The organism is Thalassotalea algicola (genome assembly GCF_012932965.1).
In the GTDB taxonomy this organism is placed as follows: domain Bacteria; phylum Pseudomonadota; class Gammaproteobacteria; order Enterobacterales; family Alteromonadaceae; genus Thalassotalea_F; species Thalassotalea_F algicola.
Genome location: NZ_JABBXH010000003.1, coordinates 19,123 through 40,457 on the forward strand (window position 1 = coordinate 19,123; position 21,335 = coordinate 40,457).

Annotated in this window: 29 protein-coding genes; 24 read left to right on the forward strand and 5 right to left on the reverse strand. The window is 41.0% G+C overall.

The genetic code is table 11. The annotated features are described in order from the left end of the window. Positions 1 to 21: 21 nt before the first annotated feature. From nosZ to HII17_RS08845, 24 genes are all read left to right on the forward strand, one after another. A complete protein-coding gene (gene nosZ, locus HII17_RS08730) occupies positions 22 to 1,905 on the forward strand; it encodes a TAT-dependent nitrous-oxide reductase (protein ID WP_169074994.1) in 1,884 nt (627 codons plus the stop codon). A 97-nt stretch (positions 1,906 to 2,002) separates the two neighbouring features. Continuing rightward, positions 2,003 to 3,349, forward strand: coding sequence for a nitrous oxide reductase family maturation protein NosD (locus tag HII17_RS08735; RefSeq protein WP_169074995.1), 1,347 nt, complete (start codon positions 2,003 to 2,005; stop codon positions 3,347 to 3,349). Positions 3,350 to 3,355: 6 nt separating this feature from the next. After that, positions 3,356 to 4,300, forward strand: a complete 945-nt coding sequence (locus HII17_RS08740) for an ABC transporter ATP-binding protein (protein WP_169074996.1) — start codon at positions 3,356 to 3,358, stop codon at positions 4,298 to 4,300. Next, positions 4,293 to 5,111, forward strand: coding sequence for an ABC transporter permease (locus HII17_RS08745; protein ID WP_169074997.1), 819 nt, complete (start codon positions 4,293 to 4,295; stop codon positions 5,109 to 5,111). The genes HII17_RS08740 and HII17_RS08745 overlap by 8 nt, the downstream gene beginning before the upstream one ends. Continuing rightward, positions 5,111 to 5,617, forward strand: a complete 507-nt coding sequence (locus HII17_RS08750; protein ID WP_169074998.1) for a nitrous oxide reductase accessory protein NosL — start codon at positions 5,111 to 5,113, stop codon at positions 5,615 to 5,617. The genes HII17_RS08745 and HII17_RS08750 overlap by 1 nt, the downstream gene beginning before the upstream one ends. Positions 5,618 to 5,892: 275 nt before the next feature. Further along, on the forward strand, positions 5,893 to 6,261 hold the full coding sequence (gene rplN, locus HII17_RS08755) for a 50S ribosomal protein L14 (RefSeq protein WP_169074999.1): 369 nt from the start codon (positions 5,893 to 5,895) through the stop codon (positions 6,259 to 6,261). 12 nt (positions 6,262 to 6,273) lie between these two features. Next, positions 6,274 to 6,588 (forward strand): 50S ribosomal protein L24, encoded by a 315-nt coding sequence (gene rplX, locus HII17_RS08760; RefSeq protein ID WP_169075000.1) that lies wholly within the window; start codon positions 6,274 to 6,276, stop codon positions 6,586 to 6,588. 15 nt (positions 6,589 to 6,603) lie between these two features. Beyond that, positions 6,604 to 7,143, forward strand: a complete 540-nt coding sequence (gene rplE, locus HII17_RS08765; protein WP_169075001.1) for a 50S ribosomal protein L5 — start codon at positions 6,604 to 6,606, stop codon at positions 7,141 to 7,143. Between the two features lie 11 nt (positions 7,144 to 7,154). Continuing rightward, the gene (gene rpsN / locus HII17_RS08770) at positions 7,155 to 7,460 is read left to right on the forward strand and encodes a 30S ribosomal protein S14 (RefSeq protein ID WP_169075002.1); all 306 of its coding nucleotides are present in this window, start codon (positions 7,155 to 7,157) and stop codon (positions 7,458 to 7,460) included. Between the two features lie 13 nt (positions 7,461 to 7,473). Then, the gene (gene rpsH / locus HII17_RS08775) at positions 7,474 to 7,866 is read left to right on the forward strand and encodes a 30S ribosomal protein S8 (protein ID WP_169075582.1); all 393 of its coding nucleotides are present in this window, start codon (positions 7,474 to 7,476) and stop codon (positions 7,864 to 7,866) included. A gap of 11 nt (positions 7,867 to 7,877) precedes the next feature. Beyond that, the gene (rplF, locus tag HII17_RS08780; protein WP_169075003.1) at positions 7,878 to 8,411 is read left to right on the forward strand and encodes a 50S ribosomal protein L6; all 534 of its coding nucleotides are present in this window, start codon (positions 7,878 to 7,880) and stop codon (positions 8,409 to 8,411) included. A gap of 9 nt (positions 8,412 to 8,420) precedes the next feature. Continuing rightward, a complete protein-coding gene (gene rplR, locus HII17_RS08785) occupies positions 8,421 to 8,774 on the forward strand; it encodes a 50S ribosomal protein L18 (RefSeq protein ID WP_169075004.1) in 354 nt (117 codons plus the stop codon). A 9-nt stretch (positions 8,775 to 8,783) separates the two neighbouring features. Further along, positions 8,784 to 9,290: a 30S ribosomal protein S5 gene (rpsE, locus tag HII17_RS08790; protein WP_169075005.1), complete on the forward strand. Its 507-nt coding sequence runs from the start codon at positions 8,784 to 8,786 to the stop codon at positions 9,288 to 9,290. A 6-nt stretch (positions 9,291 to 9,296) separates the two neighbouring features. Beyond that, on the forward strand, positions 9,297 to 9,476 hold the full coding sequence (gene rpmD, locus HII17_RS08795; protein ID WP_169075006.1) for a 50S ribosomal protein L30: 180 nt from the start codon (positions 9,297 to 9,299) through the stop codon (positions 9,474 to 9,476). A gap of 2 nt (positions 9,477 to 9,478) precedes the next feature. Next, positions 9,479 to 9,913 (forward strand): 50S ribosomal protein L15, encoded by a 435-nt coding sequence (gene rplO, locus HII17_RS08800; protein WP_169075007.1) that lies wholly within the window; start codon positions 9,479 to 9,481, stop codon positions 9,911 to 9,913. An 8-nt stretch (positions 9,914 to 9,921) separates the two neighbouring features. Then, positions 9,922 to 11,244, forward strand: a complete 1,323-nt coding sequence (gene secY, locus HII17_RS08805; protein WP_169075008.1) for a preprotein translocase subunit SecY — start codon at positions 9,922 to 9,924, stop codon at positions 11,242 to 11,244. 19 nt (positions 11,245 to 11,263) lie between these two features. Continuing rightward, positions 11,264 to 11,380 carry a 50S ribosomal protein L36 gene (rpmJ, locus tag HII17_RS08810; protein ID WP_074496180.1) on the forward strand — a complete coding sequence of 39 codons (117 nt, stop codon included), beginning with the start codon at positions 11,264 to 11,266 and terminating at the stop codon, positions 11,378 to 11,380. Between the two features lie 152 nt (positions 11,381 to 11,532). Beyond that, positions 11,533 to 11,889 carry a 30S ribosomal protein S13 gene (gene rpsM / locus HII17_RS08815; RefSeq protein WP_169075009.1) on the forward strand — a complete coding sequence of 119 codons (357 nt, stop codon included), beginning with the start codon at positions 11,533 to 11,535 and terminating at the stop codon, positions 11,887 to 11,889. A 14-nt stretch (positions 11,890 to 11,903) separates the two neighbouring features. Then, entirely contained in the window at positions 11,904 to 12,293 is a 390-nt protein-coding gene (gene rpsK / locus HII17_RS08820) for a 30S ribosomal protein S11 (protein ID WP_076420861.1), read from the forward strand. 21 nt (positions 12,294 to 12,314) lie between these two features. Beyond that, on the forward strand, positions 12,315 to 12,935 hold the full coding sequence (gene rpsD, locus HII17_RS08825) for a 30S ribosomal protein S4 (RefSeq protein ID WP_169075010.1): 621 nt from the start codon (positions 12,315 to 12,317) through the stop codon (positions 12,933 to 12,935). 24 nt (positions 12,936 to 12,959) lie between these two features. Continuing rightward, on the forward strand, positions 12,960 to 13,949 hold the full coding sequence (locus HII17_RS08830; RefSeq protein WP_169075011.1) for a DNA-directed RNA polymerase subunit alpha: 990 nt from the start codon (positions 12,960 to 12,962) through the stop codon (positions 13,947 to 13,949). Positions 13,950 to 13,987: 38 nt separating this feature from the next. Then, positions 13,988 to 14,395 carry a 50S ribosomal protein L17 gene (rplQ, locus tag HII17_RS08835; RefSeq protein ID WP_169075012.1) on the forward strand — a complete coding sequence of 136 codons (408 nt, stop codon included), beginning with the start codon at positions 13,988 to 13,990 and terminating at the stop codon, positions 14,393 to 14,395. A 165-nt stretch (positions 14,396 to 14,560) separates the two neighbouring features. Next, on the forward strand, positions 14,561 to 15,460 hold the full coding sequence (locus tag HII17_RS08840) for a phosphoribulokinase (protein ID WP_169075013.1): 900 nt from the start codon (positions 14,561 to 14,563) through the stop codon (positions 15,458 to 15,460). Next, positions 15,461 to 16,714 carry a hypothetical protein gene (locus HII17_RS08845; protein ID WP_169075014.1) on the forward strand — a complete coding sequence of 418 codons (1,254 nt, stop codon included), beginning with the start codon at positions 15,461 to 15,463 and terminating at the stop codon, positions 16,712 to 16,714. Between the two features lie 26 nt (positions 16,715 to 16,740). Here the strand turns inward: HII17_RS08845 and HII17_RS08850 are convergent, their stop codons facing one another. From HII17_RS08850 to astA, 5 genes are all read right to left on the reverse strand, one after another. Next, positions 16,741 to 17,145 carry an OsmC family protein gene (locus HII17_RS08850; protein ID WP_169075015.1) on the reverse strand — a complete coding sequence of 135 codons (405 nt, stop codon included), beginning with the start codon at positions 17,143 to 17,145 and terminating at the stop codon, positions 16,741 to 16,743. An 89-nt stretch (positions 17,146 to 17,234) separates the two neighbouring features. Then, entirely contained in the window at positions 17,235 to 17,582 is a 348-nt protein-coding gene (locus tag HII17_RS08855) for a DUF3802 family protein (protein WP_169075016.1), read from the reverse strand. Positions 17,583 to 17,710: 128 nt separating this feature from the next. Further along, positions 17,711 to 18,511, reverse strand: a complete 801-nt coding sequence (locus HII17_RS08860; RefSeq protein WP_169075017.1) for a DUF1338 domain-containing protein — start codon at positions 18,509 to 18,511, stop codon at positions 17,711 to 17,713. A 265-nt stretch (positions 18,512 to 18,776) separates the two neighbouring features. Then, a complete protein-coding gene (gene astD, locus HII17_RS08865; RefSeq protein ID WP_169075018.1) occupies positions 18,777 to 20,246 on the reverse strand; it encodes a succinylglutamate-semialdehyde dehydrogenase in 1,470 nt (489 codons plus the stop codon). Positions 20,247 to 20,264: 18 nt separating this feature from the next. Continuing rightward, complete coding sequence (astA, locus tag HII17_RS08870) at positions 20,265 to 21,281, reverse strand: arginine N-succinyltransferase (RefSeq protein ID WP_169075019.1); 1,017 nt, start codon at positions 21,279 to 21,281, stop codon at positions 20,265 to 20,267. Positions 21,282 to 21,335: the final 54 nt, after the last annotated feature.

Consider the following 21,335-nt stretch of genomic DNA (forward strand, 5'->3'; position numbering starts at 1 on the left):
CGGAAAAATTGGAGAAAATCCATGAAAAAAGAAAATCAAGAAATTGAAAAAGTCGGCCTTGAAAGTGAAGAGCGTCGTAAGTTTTTTGGCAAATCGGCATTAATTGGCGCTGGCGCAGTAGCGGCTCCAATGACTGCGGCAATGTTTGCAGCGACAGCCAAAGCTAAAGCAACTGAAGCGGCCGGTAGCCCTCACGTAGGTCCAGGCGATTTAGACGAATACTACGGCTTTTGGAGTGGTGGTCACTCTGGCGAAGTTCGTATTTTAGGTATTCCTTCAATGCGTGAATTAATGCGTATTCCAGTATTTAATACTGATAGCGCAACAGGTTGGGGTTTAACCAACGAATCTAAGCGTATCAAAGGTGATAGCGCTCATATTCATGCAGGTGATTCTCACCACCCTCATATGTCAATGACTGACGGTAGCTATAACGGTAAGTATGTATTTATCAATGATAAAGCAAACACTCGTGTAGCACGTATTCGTTGTGACGTAATGAAGTGTGACAAAATGCTAACGGTACCAAACGTTCAAGCAATTCACGGTTTGCGTGTTCAAAAAGTCCCTTACACTAAATACGTTATTTGTAATGGTGAGTTTGAAGTGCCATTAGTAAATGATGGCACTGACATGAACAACCCGAAAGCTTACCGTTCAATGTTCAACGTAATCGACGCTGAAAAATGGGAAGTAGCTTTCCAAGTTATTGTTTCTGGTAATTTAGATAACACAGATGCAGATTACGATGGTAAGTACTTCGCATCTACTTGTTATAACTCTGAAAACGGCGTTAACTTAGGTGAAATGATCACAGCAGAACGTGATCACGTTGTTGTATTTAGCTTGGCGCGTTGTGAAGCAGCAATTAAAGCTGGTAAATACAAAATGATGAACGGTGTTAAAGTTTTAGACGGTCAAAAAGGCTCTGAACTTACTCGTTACATCCCTGTGCCTAAATCACCTCACGGTATGAATACTTCACCTAATGGTAAGTACTTTGCTGCTAATGGTAAGTTATCACCGACAGTTTCATTAATTGAAATTGCTAAATTGGATGCATTATTTGATAACAAAATTAAGCCACGGGACACTATTGCCGCGGAAGTTGAGTTAGGCTTAGGTCCACTTCACACGGCTTTCGATAATAAAGGTAACGCATATACTACGTTATTCTTAGATAGCCAAATTGCGAAATGGAATGTTGAAGACGCAATCAAGGCGTATAACGGTGAAAAAGTTAACTATATTCGCCAAAAATTAGATGTTCATTATCAACCAGGTCATAACCATACATCTGCTGGTGAAACAAGAGATGCTGACGGCAAGTGGTTAATTTCACTTTGTAAGTTCTCCAAAGACCGTTTCTTGCCGGTAGGTCCATTGCGTCCTGAGAATGATCAGTTAATCGATATTTCAGGTGACGAGATGAAATTAGTTCATGATGGTCCGACTTACGCTGAACCACATGACTGTATGATTGTACATCGCAGTAAAATGAAGCCAAATAAACTTTGGACTCGTGATGACGCTATTTTCGCTGAAACTATTGCGATGGCGAAAAAAGATGGCGTTAATGTTGAAATGGATAACAAGGTTATTCGTGACGGCAAAAAAGTGCGCGTTTATATGACTTCTGTCGCGCCAAACTTTGGTATGAACGAGTTTACGGTTAATCAAGGTGATGAAGTGACTGTTGTCGTTACTAACCTTGACCAAGTAGAAGATGTAACTCATGGTTTCTGTATGACTAACCATGGTGCTCAAATGGAGGTTGGTCCTCAAGCAACAGCATCGATTACCTTTATCGCTGATAAACCTGGCGTACAATGGTACTACTGTAACTGGTTCTGTCATGCGCTACACATGGAAATGCGTGGCCGTATGTTGGTTAAACCAGCGTAATAGATATAAGAATTTAATTTTTATATCGAATATACCCTAGTAAAGATAACGTACATTGCTTAGCATTGTGCGTTATCTTGCGTGCGGTGAGTAATTCATGCATTTATACATCCAATCTCTTTTTATTTGCCTGTTATTGCTGGCTTTTGATGCCCATGCAGCAAAGATTGTCCTTGATAAAAATCTTTCTCTGCAGGTTCAAATCACACAGGCCAGTGCTGGCGATCATCTAATTATCCCTGATGGTCAATACTCAGGTAACCTGCTCATTGATAAGCCCCTGACCCTTTCTGGTAGCAAGCAAGTAACACTTGACGCTCAAGGTAAAGGTAATGGTATTTTAATTACCGCATCCAATGTCACCCTTGATGGTTTTCGTGTTGTGAATTGGGGAGATGACTTAACTGAACAAAACGCTGGTATCTACACCGAAGGTCAGTTAACACACCTTACCCTTAAAAATATGTTTTTAGCAGGTGATGGCTTTGGTATGTGGCTGCAAAATGTTCAGCATAGCCAAATACTAGCCAACACAGTAGAAGGTAATACTCAATTGCGCTCCGCAGATAGAGGCAATGGTATTCAACTAACCAACGTAAAACATAATTTAGTCGCTAACAATGACATAAGCAAAGTAAGGGATGGTCTTTATGTGATTAATAGCCAAGATAATGTTCTTGAAAATAATACCTTACATGAATTGCGATACGGCATTCATTATATGTATTCATATGACAATCAAATTATTAATAACCACGCTTACAGCACTCGCGCTGGCTATGCGATGATGAACTCTCGTAATTTGGAAATCACTGGAAATACGACAAAAAATAGCGAAGATTATGGTTTTTTACTGAACTATATTATTCAAAGCAATATTAGTAATAACATTATCAAAGATGTTTGGACTAAACCTGAGAATAAAGTATTAGGACGAGACGGCAAAGGCTTCTTTGTCTATAACTCAGGATACAACACTATCAGTCATAATATTGTCGAACGGGCAGAAATTGGTATTCACTTAACCGCCGGTTCAGAAAAAACTCAGGTTTATGGAAATAGCTTTATTGATAACCCTGTTCAAGTGAAGTATGTCTCAAATAAGAAGCAAGAATGGAGTAGAGAAGGAAGTGGTAATTATTGGAGTAATTATCTAGGTTGGGATATGGATAATGACTTAAAAGGTGATGTACCTTTTGAGCCAAACGATGGCATTGATCAGTTGCTATGGCAATACCCTGAAATGAAGATATTAATGTCGAGTCCAGCTATTCTTGTCTTACGATGGGTTCAGCGTCAATTTCCAGTGTTAAAAGCACCAGGTGTAAAAGACAGTTTTCCACTGATGCAAGCTCCCGAAATTTTAGACGGCGAATCAAACAACAATACAGTGAGTAAATTAGAGGGTAATGATAAGTTGAATGTTATCGTTATGAATAAGTAATAATTTATGAAAGAAAATGTAGTTACCTTAAAAGGTGCAGGTAAAAGTTATGACAATGTTGATGCTTTAAAAAGCATCGACCTTGTACTACCTGAAGGCGAAGTTTTGGGACTCTTTGGTCATAACGGCGCTGGCAAAACCACTATGATGAAACTTATTCTCGGTGTAATTTCGGCAAGCGAAGGGGACGTTTCAGTATTTGGCGTAACACCTACGAGCCAAGAAGCTTGGCATATGCGTAGTCAAATAGGTTATTTGCCAGAAAATGTTAGCTTCTATGAACACCTTACAGGTTTGGAGGTGCTTACTTACTTTACAAGGCTAAAAGGGTATAACAAGCAAGATGCCTTAGCTTTACTAGAGCAAGTAGGGTTATCTCACGCCCACAATCGACAAGTTAAAACATACTCGAAAGGGATGCGTCAGCGTTTAGGTTTGGCGCAAGCATTTATTGGTAATCCGAAATTGCTACTACTGGATGAGCCAACAGTTGGACTTGACCCTATAGCCACTAATGAGTTTTATCAAACTGTTGATCAACTGAAAACACATGGTGCGAGTATTATTTTATGTTCACACGTATTACCAGGAGTCGAGCAGCATATCGATAGAGCAATGATACTTTCTCAAGGTAAGCAACTAGCCATCGGTTCATTAGCTGATCTGAGAGCACAAGCGGAACTGCAAGTGAGTATCAAACCTCAAGGCGTTAATGGTGCAGTAGTTGAGGATAGCATACTCAGTAAATACTGGAGTGAAGAGCAGAAAATGTTGCTAGTGCCAGAATCGGCAAAAGTCACAGTGTTAAGAAAGCTTCTTGAGCACGAAGCGTTAAATGATGTGAGTATTTCTCCTGCCACGCTTACTCAGCTCTATCAACACTATATTGGACAAGAGCAACCAAACCATATATTGCGTGAAAGCAAATCAACAGGGGGCTCAAATGAATAAGGTCTTTATTGTCGCTAATAAAGAGTTTCATGACGGCCTAAGAAATAGGTGGTTTGTATCAATTACCTTAATCTTTGCCGTGTTATCACTTGGACTAAGTTATTACGGTACGGTAGTTTCAGGTAGCATAGGTGTGGCGTCATTGTCATCTACGATAGCGAGTTTAGCGAGTCTAGCGGTTTTCTTAATCCCATTAATTGCTTTGCTCGTAAGTTATGACAGTTTTGTTGGCGAACAAGAATCGGGTACTTTACTTTTACTCTTAACTTATCCCATAAGTAAAACCCAGCTATTGATTGGAAAGTTTGTCGGACAAGGCGGGATAATTGCGTTAGCGACGTTACTTGGTTTTGGCACGTCAGCAGCATTGCTGTCTTACCAGCAAGGCATTGAAAACGTAGCACCAGCTTTTACGTTGTTTATTTCTTCTGCAATATTGTTAGGTTTAAGCTTCACTGCATTGGCCTATTTAATTAGCTTGCTAGTAAATGAGAAGTCTAAAGCTGCAGGCTTAGCTTTAGTTTTGTGGTTTTTCTTCGCATTAGTGTTTGACTTGGCGCTGTTAGCCGTTCTTGTCGGCACGGAAGATGTGATATCACAACACGGGTTAACTTATATTATGTTACTTAATCCAGCAGATGTTTTTAGATTGGTTAATTTTGCTGCGCTTGATGCAACAGACGTAAATGGTGTGTTAGCGATGACCATTCAAACAAGTGCCTCACCTGCCCAGTTATTTGTCACACTATTATTATGGGTAATTATGCCGTTAACGATCGCCAATTTCATATTTAAGAAGAGTAAAATTTAATGTCTATGTTTAGAGCCGTATTAATAACCTTAATCACCTGCTTATCGATAAGTTGTGGTGGAGAAAGTAAAGAAGAAACTGTGCTGAAAGCAGTGGCATTTGAAAGTGCGGACGAGTGTCATTTATGCGGCATGATTATCGAAGGCTTTGCTGGACCCAAAGGTGCCGCCACCAGTAAAACAGATACGCACGTGCGAAAGTTTTGCTCTACTCGTGACTTATTTAGTTACTACTTAGATCCTGAAAATAAACGGAATGTAAAAACATTATTGGTTCATGATATGGGTACTGTACCGTGGGAAACTCCAGACGACGAGCTGATGATTAATGCTGAAGCTGCTTGGTATGTCGTTGGCTCGAGTCAGAAAGGAGCAATGGGCTCAACATTAGCTACATTTGGTGATAAAGGTATAGCTCAAACGTTCGCGGAGCAATTCGGCGGAGAAGTACTAAGTTTTGAGCAAATAACCTTTGACCATATAGCAGCGAGTCACGACCATCATTAGGGTCACTAATATTTACACCCCTTGAATTATTCAAAGCTAGCCCTTACATCATTTTTTACGTAACGCTTTAGTGGTGAAAAGCATTAAACATTGTCACTAAAGCACCACCTATTTCGCCTGTTAAATAAATTGTACAAATAAAGTACCATTTTAAAAATGGTGGTGTTATAATCTCGCGCCCGCCGAATTCCGGTTGGGTTTTAAAGGCAGTGACGGGTCAAATTTCTGGCCTTGAATTTCTATCTAAATTAGATAAATAGCGGAGCACATAAAAAATGATCCAAATGCAATCACAGCTTGATGTTGCTGATAACAGTGGCGCTAAGCGTGTACAGTGTATAAAGGTCCTTGGTGGCTCGCACCGTCGCTACGCACGCATTGGCGATATCATCAAAGTTGCAGTTAAGGAAGCAATTCCTCGCGGCAAAGTTAAAAAAGGTGATGTTTTAAACGCGGTAGTGGTGCGCACTAAAAAGGGCGTACGTCGTTCAGATGGTTCAACCATTCGTTTCGACGTCAACTCGGCAGTAATGTTAAATGCTAACTTACAGCCAATTGGTACTCGTATTTTCGGTCCAGTAACACGTGAATTAAGAACTGAAAAGTTCATGAAAATCGTGTCACTAGCACCAGAAGTACTATAAGGAGTCACGATAATGGCATCTAAGATTCGTCGTGATGATGAAGTAATCATACTTGCAGGTAAAGACAAGGGCAAAACTGGTAAAGTTACTAAAGTTCTTGTTGAAGACAGCAAAGTATTTGTGGAAGGCGTTAACTTAGTTAAGAAGCACCAGAAGCCTGTACCTCAGTTACAGCAAGCTGGCGGCATCATTGAAAAAGAAGCACCTATCCACGTTTCAAACGTAGCGATTGTTAACCCAGCAACGGGTAAAGCAGATCGTATAGGTTTTAGAGTTGAAGACGGCAAAAAAGTTCGTTTCTTCAAATCTAATAACGAATTAGTTTAATTATTGGAGTAAACGATGGCGAAACTGCATGATTTTTACAAAGATACAGTTGTTGCAGATCTTCAAAAGAAGTTCGAATACAAAAGTGTCATGCAAGTCCCTCGGATTGAAAAGATCACCCTTAACATGGGTGTTGGTGAAGCGATATCTGATAAGAAGGTATTGGAACACGCCACGAATGATCTTACTGCAATCTCAGGTCAAAAGCCTTTAATCACGAAAGCACGCAAATCAGTTGCTGGCTTCAAGATTCGTGATGGCTACCCTATTGGCGCAAAAGTAACTCTACGCGGTGAGCGTATGTGGGAATTCTTAGAGCGTTTAATCTCTATTTCGGTTCCTCGTATCCGTGACTTCCGTGGCTTGAACCCTAAATCGTTCGATGGCCGTGGTAATTACAGCATGGGCGTACGTGAGCAAATTATTTTCCCTGAAATCGACTATGATAAAGTCGACAAGATCCGTGGTATGGATATTACTATCACTACTACTGCGGCATCTGACGAGGAAGGTCGTGCTTTGCTGACTGCCTTTAACTTCCCGTTTAAGAAATAAGGTGTAGAGTTATGGCTAAATCATCTATGAAAGCACGCGAAGCTAAGCGCACTAAATTAGTGGCTCAGTACGCAGAAAAGCGCCGTGCACTTAAAGAAATCATCTCAAACGTAAATTCTTCTGAAGAAGAGCGTTGGGATGCTGTATTAAAACTTCAATCTTTACCTAGAGATTCAAGTTCTTCACGTCAACGTAACCGTTGTAACGTTACAGGTCGTCCACATGGCTACCTACGTAAATTCGGTTTAAGTCGTATCAAGTTGCGTGAGCACATGATGCGTGGTGAAGTACCTGGTCTTAAGAAAGCTAGTTGGTAATAAGGAGAAAGCAATTATGATGACTGATCCTATCGCGGACATGTTTACACGCATCCGTAACGGTCAATCTGCAGCTAAAACTGTAGTAACTATGCCTTCTTCAAAGCTTAAAGTAGCTATTGCTAACTTGCTTAAAGAAGAAGGTTATATTTCTGATTTTAACGTTGAAGCAGGTGTTAAACCTGAGTTGAACGTAGAATTGAAATACTTCGAAGGTAAAGAAGTTATCGAAACAATCAAACGTGTTTCACGTCCTGGTCTTCGCGTATACAAGGGTTCTCAAGAGATTCCTCAAGTATTAGCAGGCATGGGTATTGCTATTGTTTCTACTTCTAAAGGTTTAATGACTGATCGCGCTGCTCGCTCTGCGGGCCTTGGTGGCGAGATCATTGGTTTCGTAGCGTAAGGAGCAAGAATATGTCTCGTGTTGCAAAAGCACCTGTGTCAATTCCAGCTGGCGTTACTGTTACGTTATCAGGTCAAGACATTACTGTTAAAGGTCCTCAAGGCGAATTAACTCGTACAATCAACGGTTTAGTAAGCGTTTCTCAAGAAGAAAACGCAATTGTTACTACTGTTGCTGAAGAGTCAAAAGCTGCGTGGATGCAAGCTGGTACAGCTCGCGCAAACATCAATAACATGGTGGAAGGCGTAAGCAAAGGCTTCACTAAGAAATTAATCCTTAACGGTGTTGGTTACCGTGCAAAAGCTGCTGGCAAGAGCTTAAACCTTTCTCTAGGTTTCTCTCACCCAGTTGATCACGCTATCCCTGAAGGGGTTAAGTGTGAGACTCCAACTCAAACTGAAGTTGTGCTTACAGGCGCTGACAAGCAGTTAGTTGGTCAAGTTGCTGCAAACATTCGTTCATACCGTGAGCCAGAGCCTTATAAAGGTAAAGGTATCCGTTACGATGACGAACACGTTCGCCGTAAAGAAGCTAAGAAGAAGTAGGGTAATACGATGGATAAGAAAACATCTCGTTTACGCCGTGCAAAGCGTGCACGTGCAAAAATCAGCGAGTTGGGTGCGAATCGTTTAGTCGTTTTCCGTACTCCTCGTCACATTTACGCTCAACTTATCGCTCCAACTGGTTCTGAAGTAATTGCTACAGCATCTACTTTAGATAAAGAAGTAAAAGCACAAGTTGAAAAAACTGGTAACATTGCTGCAGCTACTGCTGTAGGTAAAGCAATTGCAGAACGTGCAAAAGCAAAAGGCGTTGAGTCTGTTGCATTTGACCGTGCTGGTTTCCGTTACCACGGTCGCGTAAAAGCGTTAGCAGAAGCAGCTCGTGAAGCTGGCCTTCAGTTCTAGGAGTTGATCATGGCTAATGTAGAAAACACACAACAACAAACAGATATGGCTGAAAAGCTAATCGCTGTTAACCGCGTTTCAAAAGTGGTTAAAGGTGGTCGTATTTTCAGCTTTACAGCATTGACTGTAGTTGGTGACGGTAATGGCCGCGTTGGTTTTGGTTACGGTAAGGCACGTGAAGTACCTGCTGCAATCCAAAAAGCAATGGAAAAGGCTCGTCGTAACTTAGTAACTGTTGACTTGAAGGGTACTACTCTTCAACACCCTATCAAGGGTCGTCATTCAGGTTCTAAAGTTTACATGCAACCTGCTTCTGAAGGTACAGGTATCATCGCCGGTGGCGCGATGCGTGCAGTACTTGAAGTAGCTGGCGTACAGAACGTATTGTCAAAAGCATACGGTTCTACTAACCCAATCAACGTTGTACGCGCAACAATCGGTGCTCTAGCGAACATGAAATCGCCAGAAGCCGTTGCTGCTAAGCGTGGTAAAAACGTTGCAGACATCTTGGGGTAATTAAGCATGGCTAAAACAGTTAAAGTAACTCAAGTTAAAAGCTCTATCGGTCGTATACCGAAGCACAGAGCTACATTACGTGGCCTTGGTTTACGTCGTATCAATCATACAGTTGAGTTAGAAGATACTCCTTCTGTACGTGGTATGATTAATCAAGTACATTACATGATAAAGGTGGAGGACTAATTATGCGTTTAAATACATTATCTCCTGCACCAGGCGCTAAATCAGCCAAGAAACGTGTAGGTCGTGGTATCGGTTCTGGTTTAGGTAAAACTGGTGGTCGTGGTCACAAAGGTCAGAAGTCTCGTTCTGGCGGCAGTGTACGTCCAGGTTTCGAAGGCGGTCAAATGCCTTTAAAACAACGTTTACCTAAATTTGGTTTTACTTCTCGTAAGTCTTTAGTTCACGCTGAAGTTCGTTTACACGAGTTAAATAAAATCGAAGGCGATGTTGTTGACATTCACACGCTAAAAGACGCTAACCTTATCACGCGTAACATTGAAACAGTTAAGATCATGCTATCTGGCGAGATCACTAAACCGTTAACAATTCGTGGTATTGGTATTACTAAAGGCGCACGTGCAGCCGTTGAAGCTGCTGGCGGTAAAATCGAGGAATAATACAGAATATGGCTACACCAGGTATGGATAAAGCTCAAGGTGGTTTAACCGAGCTGAAACAAAGATTATGGTTCGTGTTTCTAGCACTTATCGTGTTTAGATTAGGATCATTTGTGCCAATTCCTGGTATTGACGCCGCTGTATTAGCTCAGTTGTTTGAACAACAAAAGGGCACCATTGTAGAAATGTTTAACATGTTCTCTGGTGGTGCACTTGAGCGTGCCTCTGTATTGGCACTTGGTATTATGCCGTACATTTCAGCTTCGATTATTATGCAGTTATTAACTGTAGTTCATCCAACTATGGCTGAACTTAAGAAAGAAGGTGAAGCTGGACGTCGTAAGATCAGCCAATACACTCGCTACGGTACTTTAGTACTAGCAACTGTACAATCAATCGCGATTGCACGTGGATTACCAGCAATGATGCCTGGCCTCGTTATTAACGAAGGTATGGGTTTCTACTTTGCGGCAGTAGTGTCGTTAGTAACTGGTACCATGTTCTTAATGTGGTTAGGTGAACAGATTACAGAAAGAGGTATCGGTAATGGTATCTCTATCTTGATTTTCGCTGGTATTGTTGCTGGTATGCCATCAGCTGTTGGTCAAACGGCAGAGATGGCGCGTCAAGGTGAATTGCACTTATTAGTATTATTGCTAATTGCAGTAATTGTATTTGCGGTGACATTCTTTGTGGTTTTTGTTGAACGTGGTCAACGACGTATCGTTGTTAACTATGCAAAGCGTCAACAAGGTCGTAAAGTGTTTGCTGCGCAAAGTACTCATTTACCGCTCAAAGTGAATATGGCCGGTGTTATACCGCCAATCTTCGCTTCAAGTATTATTTTGTTCCCTGGTACGCTTGCGAACTGGTTTGGACAAGGTGATGGTGCGGTTGCTGATTTCTTCCAGAATATGTCTATGGCAATTTCTCCGGGTCAGCCTTTGTACGTAATGCTATTAGCTGCTGCAATAATCTTTTTCTGCTTCTTCTACACGGCGTTGGTTTTCAACCCGCGTGAAACAGCAGATAACCTGAAAAAGTCTGGTGCGTTTATTCCGGGTATTCGTCCGGGTGAGCAGACTTCGAAATATATCGATAAAGTAATGACGCGTTTAACCTTAGCAGGTGCGTTATATATTACTTTTATTTGTTTGGTTCCTGAGTTTATGATGATTGCTTGGGATGTTCAGTTCTATTTTGGCGGTACGTCATTACTGATCATCGTGGTAGTAATCATGGACTTTATGGCACAAGTACAAACTCATTTGATGTCTCATCAATATGACAGCGTGCTTAAAAAAGCTAATCTTAAAGGCTACGGTCGATAAGGTTTAACGGAGTAGTAAGATGAAAGTTCGTGCATCCGTAAAAAAGATTTGTCGCAACTGTAAAGTTGTAAAACGTGCTGGTGTGGTTCGTGTTATTTGTAAAACCGACCCTAAGCACAAGCAACGCCAAGGTTAATTTAAACCTTTAGCAAGCTAAATCTTTTAGAAGTGGCATTATGTAGATATTTCTGTATAATGCCGCTTCGCTTTGCAAAAAAGAGTCAGGTTGAGTATCCTAACGGGCTTTTCAACCTGTTGTTATTAATATTTAATATAGGAGATGTGTTAGTGGCCCGTATCGCTGGCATTAACATCCCTGATCGTAAACATGCAGTAATTGCCCTTACTGCGATTTACGGTATCGGTTTAACTCGCTCAAAAGCAATTTTGGCGGCAACCGGTATCGCAGAATCTACAAAGATCAGCGAATTAGACGAAGCTAAAATCGATTTGCTTCGTGCAGAAGTGGATAAGTACACTGTAGAAGGTGACTTACGCCGTGAAGTTTCAATGAACATCAAGCGTCTGATGGACCTTGGCTGTTTCCGTGGTATTCGCCATCGTCGCAGTCTACCTCTACGTGGTCAACGCACTAAAACAAATGCGCGTACCCGTAAAGGTCCTCGTAAGCCTATTAAAAAGTAACGAGGTAATTAGACATGGCTAAAACTCCAGTTCGTACGCGTAAACGCGTAAAAAAACAAGTTGCTGATGGCATGGCTCATATCCATGCTTCTTTCAACAACACAATCGTGACTCTTACAGACCGTCAAGGTAATGCATTATCTTGGGCGACTGCAGGTGGTTCAGGTTTCCGTGGTTCACGTAAATCTACCCCTTTTGCTGCTCAGGTAGCTGCAGATCGTGCCGGTAAAGCTGCACAAGAGTTTGGTTTGAAGAATATTGAAGTGTTCGTTAAAGGTCCAGGTCCAGGTCGTGAATCTGCTATCCGTGCCTTAAATGCTGCTGGTTTTAAAATCACCAACATTACTGACGTTACACCTATTCCTCATAATGGTTGTCGTCCTCCTAAGAAACGTCGCGTTTAATAGGATAGTTGGAGAAAGAAAATGGCAAGATATTTAGGTCCTAAGCTAAAACTTAGCCGTCGTGAAGGTACCGACTTATTCCTTAAGTCTGGTGTTCGCGCGATCGATACTAAATGTAAAATCGAAACTATTCCAGGTCAGCACGGCGCTCGTCGCGGTCGTTTATCTGACTATGGTGTACAACTTCGTGAAAAACAAAAAGTACGTCGTATTTACGGTGTATTAGAGAAGCAATTCCGTAACTACTATAAAGAAGCGGCACGTCTAAAAGGTAACACAGGTGAAAACTTGTTAGCTCTTTTAGAAACTCGTTTAGACAATGTAGTTTACCGTATGGGTTACGCAAGTACTCGTGCAGAAGCTCGTCAACTAGTTAGCCACAAAGCTATCGTAGTAAACGGTGTTGTTGTAAATATTCCATCTTTCACTGTTAAAGCTGAAGATGTGGTTTCTATTCGTGAAAAATCTAAGACTCAAGCACGTATTGTTGCTGCTTTAGAGTTAGCCGAGCAACGCGAGAAGCCAGTCTGGGTTGAAGTAGACAATAAGAAAATGGAAGGCGTTTTCAAACGTATTCCAGAGCGTTCAGACTTGTCTGCTGAAATTAATGAACAGTTGATTGTCGAGCTTTACTCTAAGTAAAGCTGAACTTTAAGAGAGGACATAATGCAGGGTTCTGTAACCGAATTCTTAAGACCACGTTTAGTAGATGTTGAAACTGTCAGCCCTACACGTTCTAAAGTTACTTTAGAGCCATTAGAGCGTGGTTTTGGTCACACTTTAGGTAACGCCTTACGTCGCATTTTATTATCTTCAATGCCAGGTTGTGCTGTAACTGAAGTTGAAATTGATGGCGTATTACACGAGTACAGTAGTAAAGAAGGTGTTCAAGAAGACATCATCGAAATACTACTTAACCTTAAAGGACTTGCTGTTCGTTTAGAAGGCAAAAATGAAGCTGTTCTAACGATTACTAAGTCTGGTGAAGGCCCTGTTACGGCTGCTGATATTCAGCATGATGGTGATGTAGAAATTGCAAATCCAGAGCACGTAATTTGTCACCTAACTGGTGACGGCTCTATCAGCATGCGTATCAAGGTAGAAATGGGTCGTGGTTACGTTCCAGCTTCTGCTCGTCGCGAAGCCGAAGAAGAAGAAAGAGCAATTGGCCGTTTATTGGTTGATGCTTCATTCAGTCCTGTAGCAAGAATTGCTTATGACGTTGACTCTGCGCGTGTAGAACAACGTACAGACTTAGATAAGCTAATTATCGACATGGAAACTAACGGTACGTTAGATCCTGAAGAAGCAATCCGTCGCGCTTCAACAATTTTAGCTGAACAGCTAGATGCGTTTGTAGAGTTACGTGATGTGACAGAAGTGGAACAAAAAGAAGAGAAACCTCTATTTGATCCAATTTTACTTCGTCCTGTTGATGACCTTGAGCTTACTGTTCGTTCAGCGAACTGTCTAAAAGCAGAAGCAATTCAGTATATCGGTGATTTAGTACAACGTGCAGAAGTTGAACTTCTTAAAACGCCTAATTTAGGTAAGAAGTCACTTACTGAGATCAAAGATGTCTTAGCATCTCGTGGTTTATCTTTAGGCATGCGCCTAGAGAACTGGCCACCAGAAAGCATCGCTGATAACGACTAAATCGATATCGTAAACTAATAGTAGAGAAGGATTAACTTATGCGCCATCGTAAAAGCGGTCGCCAGTTAAACCGTAATAGCAGTCATCGTCAAGCGATGTTCCGCAATATGGCAAGCTCTTTAGTTAAGCACGGTGTTATTAAAACTACTGTTGCTAAAGCTAAAGAATTACGTCGCGTGGTTGAGCCATTAATTACATTGGCAAAAACTGACAGCGTAGCAAACCGTCGTTTAGCTTTCGCTCGTACACGTGATCAAGAAGTTGTAGGTCTTTTATTTAGCGAACTTGGTCCTCGTTACCAAGAACGCCCAGGTGGTTACACTCGCATTTTAAAATGTGGTTACCGTACTGGTGATAAAGCACCAATGGCTTATGTTGAGCTAGTTGACCGCCCAGCTGTTGAAGAAGCAGTTGAAGCGGCTGAAGAAGCTAACGCAGAAGCTTAAATCGAAAGATTGAAGAAGTAAAAACGGAGCCCTTGGCTCCGTTTTTTTTGCCTAAAATAAAATGGATTTTACCTCGTGATAGCAAATATCAGATGTGTTTTCTTGCTATCCTAATTAAATCACCGTATAACAATCTCAGCTTAATTTCTAACTGATACTCTATAGATGTCTTCAAGAAATCCAATAATTGCAGTAACGGGCTCTTCTGGAGCTGGTACGTCTACGACCACAGAGTCGTTTGAACATATATTTCGAACCTTAGGGATTTCCTCTGCGAAAGTGGAAGGGGATAGCTTTCATCGTTTTTCTCGCCAAGAAATGGACCTAGAGAAACGTAAAGCGAGAGATGAAGGACGCAACATTAGTTATTTCGGCGATCAGGCCAATGACTTTGATGCCTTAGAGAAATTATTCAAGGACTACTCAGAAACCGGCAAAGGCAGTATGCGTCGCTACTTGCACACGTTTGACGAGGCAGTCCCTTATAACCAAATGCCTGGAACATTTACTCCTTGGGAAGAACTTGGCGAAGGAACTGATTTGCTGTTTTATGAAGGTTTACACGGAGGCGTTGTAACCGAAAAAAATGATGTTGCTCAGCATGTAGATTTACTTATTGGAATGGTACCTATTGTTAACTTGGAGTGGATTCAAAAAATCATTCGAGATACCAACCAGCGTGGCCATAGTCGAGAAGCAGTTACTCATAGCATTGTGCGCTCTATGGATGATTACATTAATTTCATTACGCCACAGTTCTCTCGTACCCACGTAAATTTCCAGCGAGTACCGACAGTAGATACCTCTAATCCCTTTAGTGCAAAGGCAATACCTACACTTGATGAAAGCTTTGTGGTTATTCGATTTAGAGATTCGACAAATGTAGATTTTCCATTTTACCTGTCGATGATTGATGGTGCTTTTATGTCCCGTGTAAATACCTTAGTGGTGCCAGGTGGTAAAATGGGCTTAGCGATGGAGTTGATCCTTACTCCGCTAATTAGAGATTTAATGGATAAAAAAGCTGAAGCAAATAAGCAACTCGACTGGATGTCAGATTTGTAAATGAAAGCTTTTGTCGCATGGATAGCTATTACTTTAACGACAATATTTTCGACTATCACTTGTGCCAAAAATATATTGATTACTGACATTTCAAAGGATAGTGCAAACAATTGGAAAGTTACCTACCGAAGTAAAGCACCTATTAGTAGCTTGCAACTGGCAATAACCAAAGATGATTCAAGACTGGAAAGGTGGCGGATCGTCGATAAAGGTTTTGAGTTCAGGCAATCAAACGGTTTAGATACGTTATTTAGGCGTGATGGCGGTCAATTTACACAGGTTAGTTTTAGTTTAACGCCAACTTATATTCATTTACCAAAGTATTACGCGCCATTTTCACCTTTTTCAGACGGCTCAATGTTATTTCATAGTGCAAGGTTCTTTGCATGTCCAGAGCTCTGTTCTGGCATTGAAAACTTATGGTATATCAGGCTGACGGCACCAAAAAATGAAACAATTATCATTGATGGAATGGTGACAAATGGTAGCGCAAGTTGGTATGACTACAACGATGGTAAAAAAGTCTATGTAGGCGGGTTAGCGCCGAGTGAGTTCGCTAATTTATTAGCAGTTGTTGACCCCTCTTTGCCGGATAAGGTGACAACTACGCTCAACCAATTTCTACCTAAAGCTTTCGCTCTATTATCAAATAAAATTAGGCCATTGGAACAAAAACCAACGTTGTTTGCGTCATTAGGTGAAAACTCAGATGACAAATATGGAAGGCAGGGCGGTGTATTGCCTAATCAGATTTTTATGCACTGGTACGGTAAGCTCGGAAAGTTAGACTACTTCGATTTGCTCTGGTTTTATGCTCATGAAGCCGTTCATATATTTCAGGGCATTGAACAAATGAATATTGACAACGCAAATGCTTGGATTCACGAAGGGCATGCCGATTATCTAGCGAGCGTATTACTGTTAAACTTTTATCCAGAAGCTAAGTCTTATGTTGAAGAACGCATCAACCGCGCAGCTAAGTCGTGTGTCACATCACTAGAAACATTGGCGTTAGAAGAATTTTCCAATAATGGAAAGTATAAAGAGCTGTACGATTGTGGACTCTATTATTATAGTTCGTTGGCAGCAGCTAGTAATGACAAAGAAAACATGCCCTATAGTTTTTGGCGCTTAGTGGTTAACGAATCGCTTGCTACTAGTAAAATAGATATGTCGTCCGTTGAGCGTGTATCTAAACAGCTAGTTGATGAAGATAAAGTAAGGCAAATCGTCGTTAACTTAAAGGGCAAGTAATATCTACCAACCCTTTTACAACATTATTACTGTTCGACGATAGAGAAATCGTGAGTAATTTCAACCGCTTTATTGAGCATTAACGCAACAGAACAATATTTATCTGCCGACAAATCGACTGCGCGCGCTACATGCTTTTCAGCTACTCCTTTGCCTGTGACGACAAAATGTAGATGAATTTTAGTGAATAGTGCTGGTACAGCGTCAGCGCGGGTTCCATCTAACTCTACACGCACCGCTGAAACATTCTGACGCGCTTTCTCAAGTATGCTTACAACGTCTACCGAGGAACACCCGCCTAATGAGATCAGTACATTTTCCATAGGGCTTGGTGCTGTTTCACCACCATTTGCATCTAATACGATGGAGTGACCACTTTCTGACTGACCTAGGAAAAGTTCTTCACCAATCCATTTCACTGTTGCTTTCATTTTTGCCTCTGTATTCAATTTTTTGGTTACCAGAAGGATTCTATCGGCTTAATGAAAATGAATAAATTGCTTTTTTTTATTTATGGTAATTAATGAGGAAGGTTATGAATTTCTGTATCGAATAAATTTTTAATTAGTGTCGCGAATTCTTTAATAAATTCGCGTTGATTAGCTGAGACTGGGTTATTCACTACTGCGGAGAGAATTTCTTGAAGATCATAAAGCATGGAATCAACTTCTCGAATAATCATATTACGCTGATTAAACGTTAAATCTTCATTTTGGCTACAAACAAGAATTATCTGTTCGCTTAATTCCTGCTCGATTACTTCCATAACCGTTTCATCCGAACTGGCATTAGTTGCATTCTCAAACAGGCTTAAATGCTCGGTGAGATATTCAATTATATGAACGTAACCTTCGGTATCGGTAACCATGATTAGATTTACTGCTTATTAGTTAATGTTTTACTTTACTCTTTTTAACTAAGTTATAGCAAGTTAGTTCATTACGTACAAATAAAAAAGCCCACTTTATAGTGGGCTCTTTGATTACTTGATTCTCATTACGCCGCAGCGTTAGTACTTTCAAATATTTTGTCAGCAGATGCAGCGACAAAGCCAGTGTATAGTTCGCCGCTGGCTAAAGGATAACGTTTAGCAAACTCATAGAAACAGCTTGGAATTGCTACTTTTGTATCACTAAATTGTACATCAGCGTGATCTGCCATTGTTGAAGATTGTTCAAGCTTTACAGTTTCATCACCTTTTATTTCACCACCGGTGGCATTTAGCTTAAAGCCGCCTGCTTTTAATGTACTGTTAACCGCGTCAATGGTTTCAAAATCTTCTAAGTGATTAATGCTTACCGTGAAGTGGTTTGCACGATAACCCCATGCAGCTAACCATGCGGCATATTCACTTTCTGCTAATAGCGTTTGATAGTCGCTAAAGCTTACATTCCATTGTTTACCTGAATATAAAAAGTCTTCTGCAGCAACTGCTTCTTCTGGCAGTTGTTCAACCAGCTTGTGAATAATTGCTTGAGCTTCTTCTGAAAACTCTTCTACAAGCAACTGACTAATAAATACTTTTGGTTGTGTAGTATCTGGATGCTCAAAATGTTTAGCGTAAAGTTTTTTTGCTTCGAAGTGATATTCACCACATTCTTCATAACCTAGCTTAATTAAGTGTGCAGCTAGCTTGTCTAAGCTCACTTTATCAATGTTGAACGTGCGATAAGCGACATGATCATTAATCACGTCGTTACCAGAGCCTAGTAATTGATGTACTTGCTTGGCAGAAGGGGTAACTTCTAGGTAATTTTTCCAAATGTTATTAAATAATTGTGTAACTTGCGCAGTCATAGCGTTTCCTAATAAAACTAAAAATAAGGATTGAACAGAGTCGGCGTAAGCAATTCGTTGAACGGTTTTTTGATGACGAAAGCAAACGCTAACTTTACGTCAGAAATCTAGATTTGGTCGATACTTTTGAAAAACGAGGGGCGTCTTGCCGCTGTTTGAATTTGATATTGAATCGTCATAGTCGATATTTTAAACGATTTTAAAGCAATTACTCAAATAAATTTTAAATAAAAAAACGCCCATCGATAGACAGGCGCTAATTAAACTATATGGACAAGCCTGGGCTAAGTGTTGCAGGTAGAGCAACTTTGTCAGTTTCTACTGAAGCCACTGGGTAAGCACAATAGTCTGCGGCGTAATAAGCACTAGCTCTGTGGTTGCCACTGTCACCAATACCACCAAATGGAGCAGCTCCGCTTGCACCAGTGATTTGCTTGTTCCAGTTAACAATTCCGGCACGGATACGAGTGAAAAAGTAATCGTAGTCTTCTCTGCTATCAGCTAATAAACCGGCAGATAAACCAAAGCTGGTGTTGTTCGCTTCTTTGATCGCTGCATCAAAATCATCATAACGGAAAACTTTTAGTAGCGGGCCGAAGTGCTCTTCGTCTGGCATAGCATCAATTGACGTAACATCAATAATACCTGGTGATACAAATCCTGTATTCGCTTCTAAATGTTTTAGTTCTACAAGGCTGTTTCCGCCAAGCTCTACTAATTGTGCTTGTGCAGCTACTAAGCCTAACGCCGCTCTTTCTGAAATCATCGAACCGATAAATGGCTGAGTTTCATCATCGAAGTGACCAATTTTAATCGCCTTTGTCACTTCAATAAGCTTGGCAATAATAGCATCACCTTGAGCGTCATTTTTGATAAATAAGCGACGCGCACAAGTACAGCGTTGACCTGTGGTAATAAATGCTGATTGAATGATTTCGTGAACAGCAGCGTCAACATCGGTAATGTCCTTAACGATAAGCGGATTATTACCACCCATTTCTAACGCTAGAATTTTGCCCGGTTGGCCACCAAATTGTTCGTGTAATAATTTACCTGTTGTCGATGAACCCGTGAAAAATAAGCCGTCAATTTGCGGATGACTTGCTAATGCTTTACCAGTTTCTAATTCACCTTGAACTAAGTTAACTACACCTGCTGGCAAGCCAGCTTTTTCCCATAGCTTCAATGTAAAGTCAGCTACTTTAGGCGTTAATTCACTCGGTTTAAAGACCAAAGTATTACCGGCAATTAGCGCAGGTACTATGTGACCGTTTGGCAAGTGGCCAGGGAAATTGTAAGGGCCAAAAACAGCTACAACACCGTGAGGCTTGTGACGAATAAATGCTTTTGCGCCAGGCATTGGGTTTTCCACTGTGCCTGTGCGCTCATGGTAAGATTTTAATGAAAGGCCAATTTTACCTATCATCGCACCTGCTTCTGTGCGGGTTTCCCATAATGGCTTACCCGTTTCTTCGGCTATAGTGCGAGCCATTGCTTCTTTATTTTCTTCTAACTGCTTACCAAATGCTTCGATCACAGCAATGCGATCTTCTAAGCTTCGCATTGACCAACTTGGAAAAGCTGCACGAGCTGCATTGATTGCTTCGTCAACTTGCGCCGGCGTTGCTGTATTACCCTGCCAAATAACTTCGTTTTTTGCCGGGTTTAATGATGAAACTTCATGTCCAAGGCCAGCTAGCCATTGTCCATTAATATATTGAATAGGTTGAGTCATTTTACTTCCTCTTAACCGTTAATTAGCAACAATGCGAACCCAATCGCCTTCTTTTACAAGTATTGCATCGGCCGCTTCTTGGCTGATAACGACTTGATTGGCTGTTTCGCGAAGCGAAACTGCGGCTTGAGTTGCTCTGAATTCTTTAACCTTGCTATTGCAAATAATAAATTTATTTTGCTCTGACACTTCGCCAATGATGACTTGGCATTTCTGGCTGTCAGCAGCAGCCCTAATACTATTTCTATTTGCTTCTACTGTTGGGCCACCATCGAAAATATCGACATAACCGCGACGAGCAAACCCTTCTGCTTCTAGTAATCTTAGTGCAGGTACCGTTTTTTCATGTACCTTATTGATCACTAGTTGCGCTTCTTTACTTAATAGATTGACGTAAATTGGATATTTAGGCATTAATTCAGCAATAAATACTTTTTTACCAATACCAGTTAAGTAATCTGCTGTTGGAAAATCAATTGAGAAGAAGTGCTCTTCTAGCCAAGCCCAAAAAGGTGAACGGCCATCATCGTCTGAAACACCACGCATTTCGGCAATTACGGTATCAGCAAAGCGTTCAGCGTGTTCAGCCATAAACAAAAACCTAAAACGTGATAAAAAACGACCGTTATTATTCTTACGGTGTCCTTCGCCTAAGAATAGCGTACAGATTTCAGATGCACCTGTGTAATCATTACACAAGGATAAGGTCTCAACAGTATTGTAGATACCTAGTTCACGTGAATTGTGAACCACTTTGCCTAAATGGTAGTGGTAAAAAGCATCTTCTAAACCAACCGCAGCTTCAATACCGCTAGTACCTACAACGGCACCTGTTTTAGTGTCTTCCATGACAAAAAGATAACCTTCGTTACCTGGTTGCGTAACTTCTACATTGAAAGACTTTTCTGAATGCTCGATGCGCTTTTTCAGTAGTTCTTCGTTGACCGGTAGTGATGTAAAACCGTGTCCTGATTCGACAGCAATTCGATGTAAATCATCATAATCGCTAGCTTGAATAGGGCGTATAATAATCATAAGATTTTCTCGGTGAATAAAGGGCTCTTGCCAGCGCTAGCTAGCAAGAGTAGG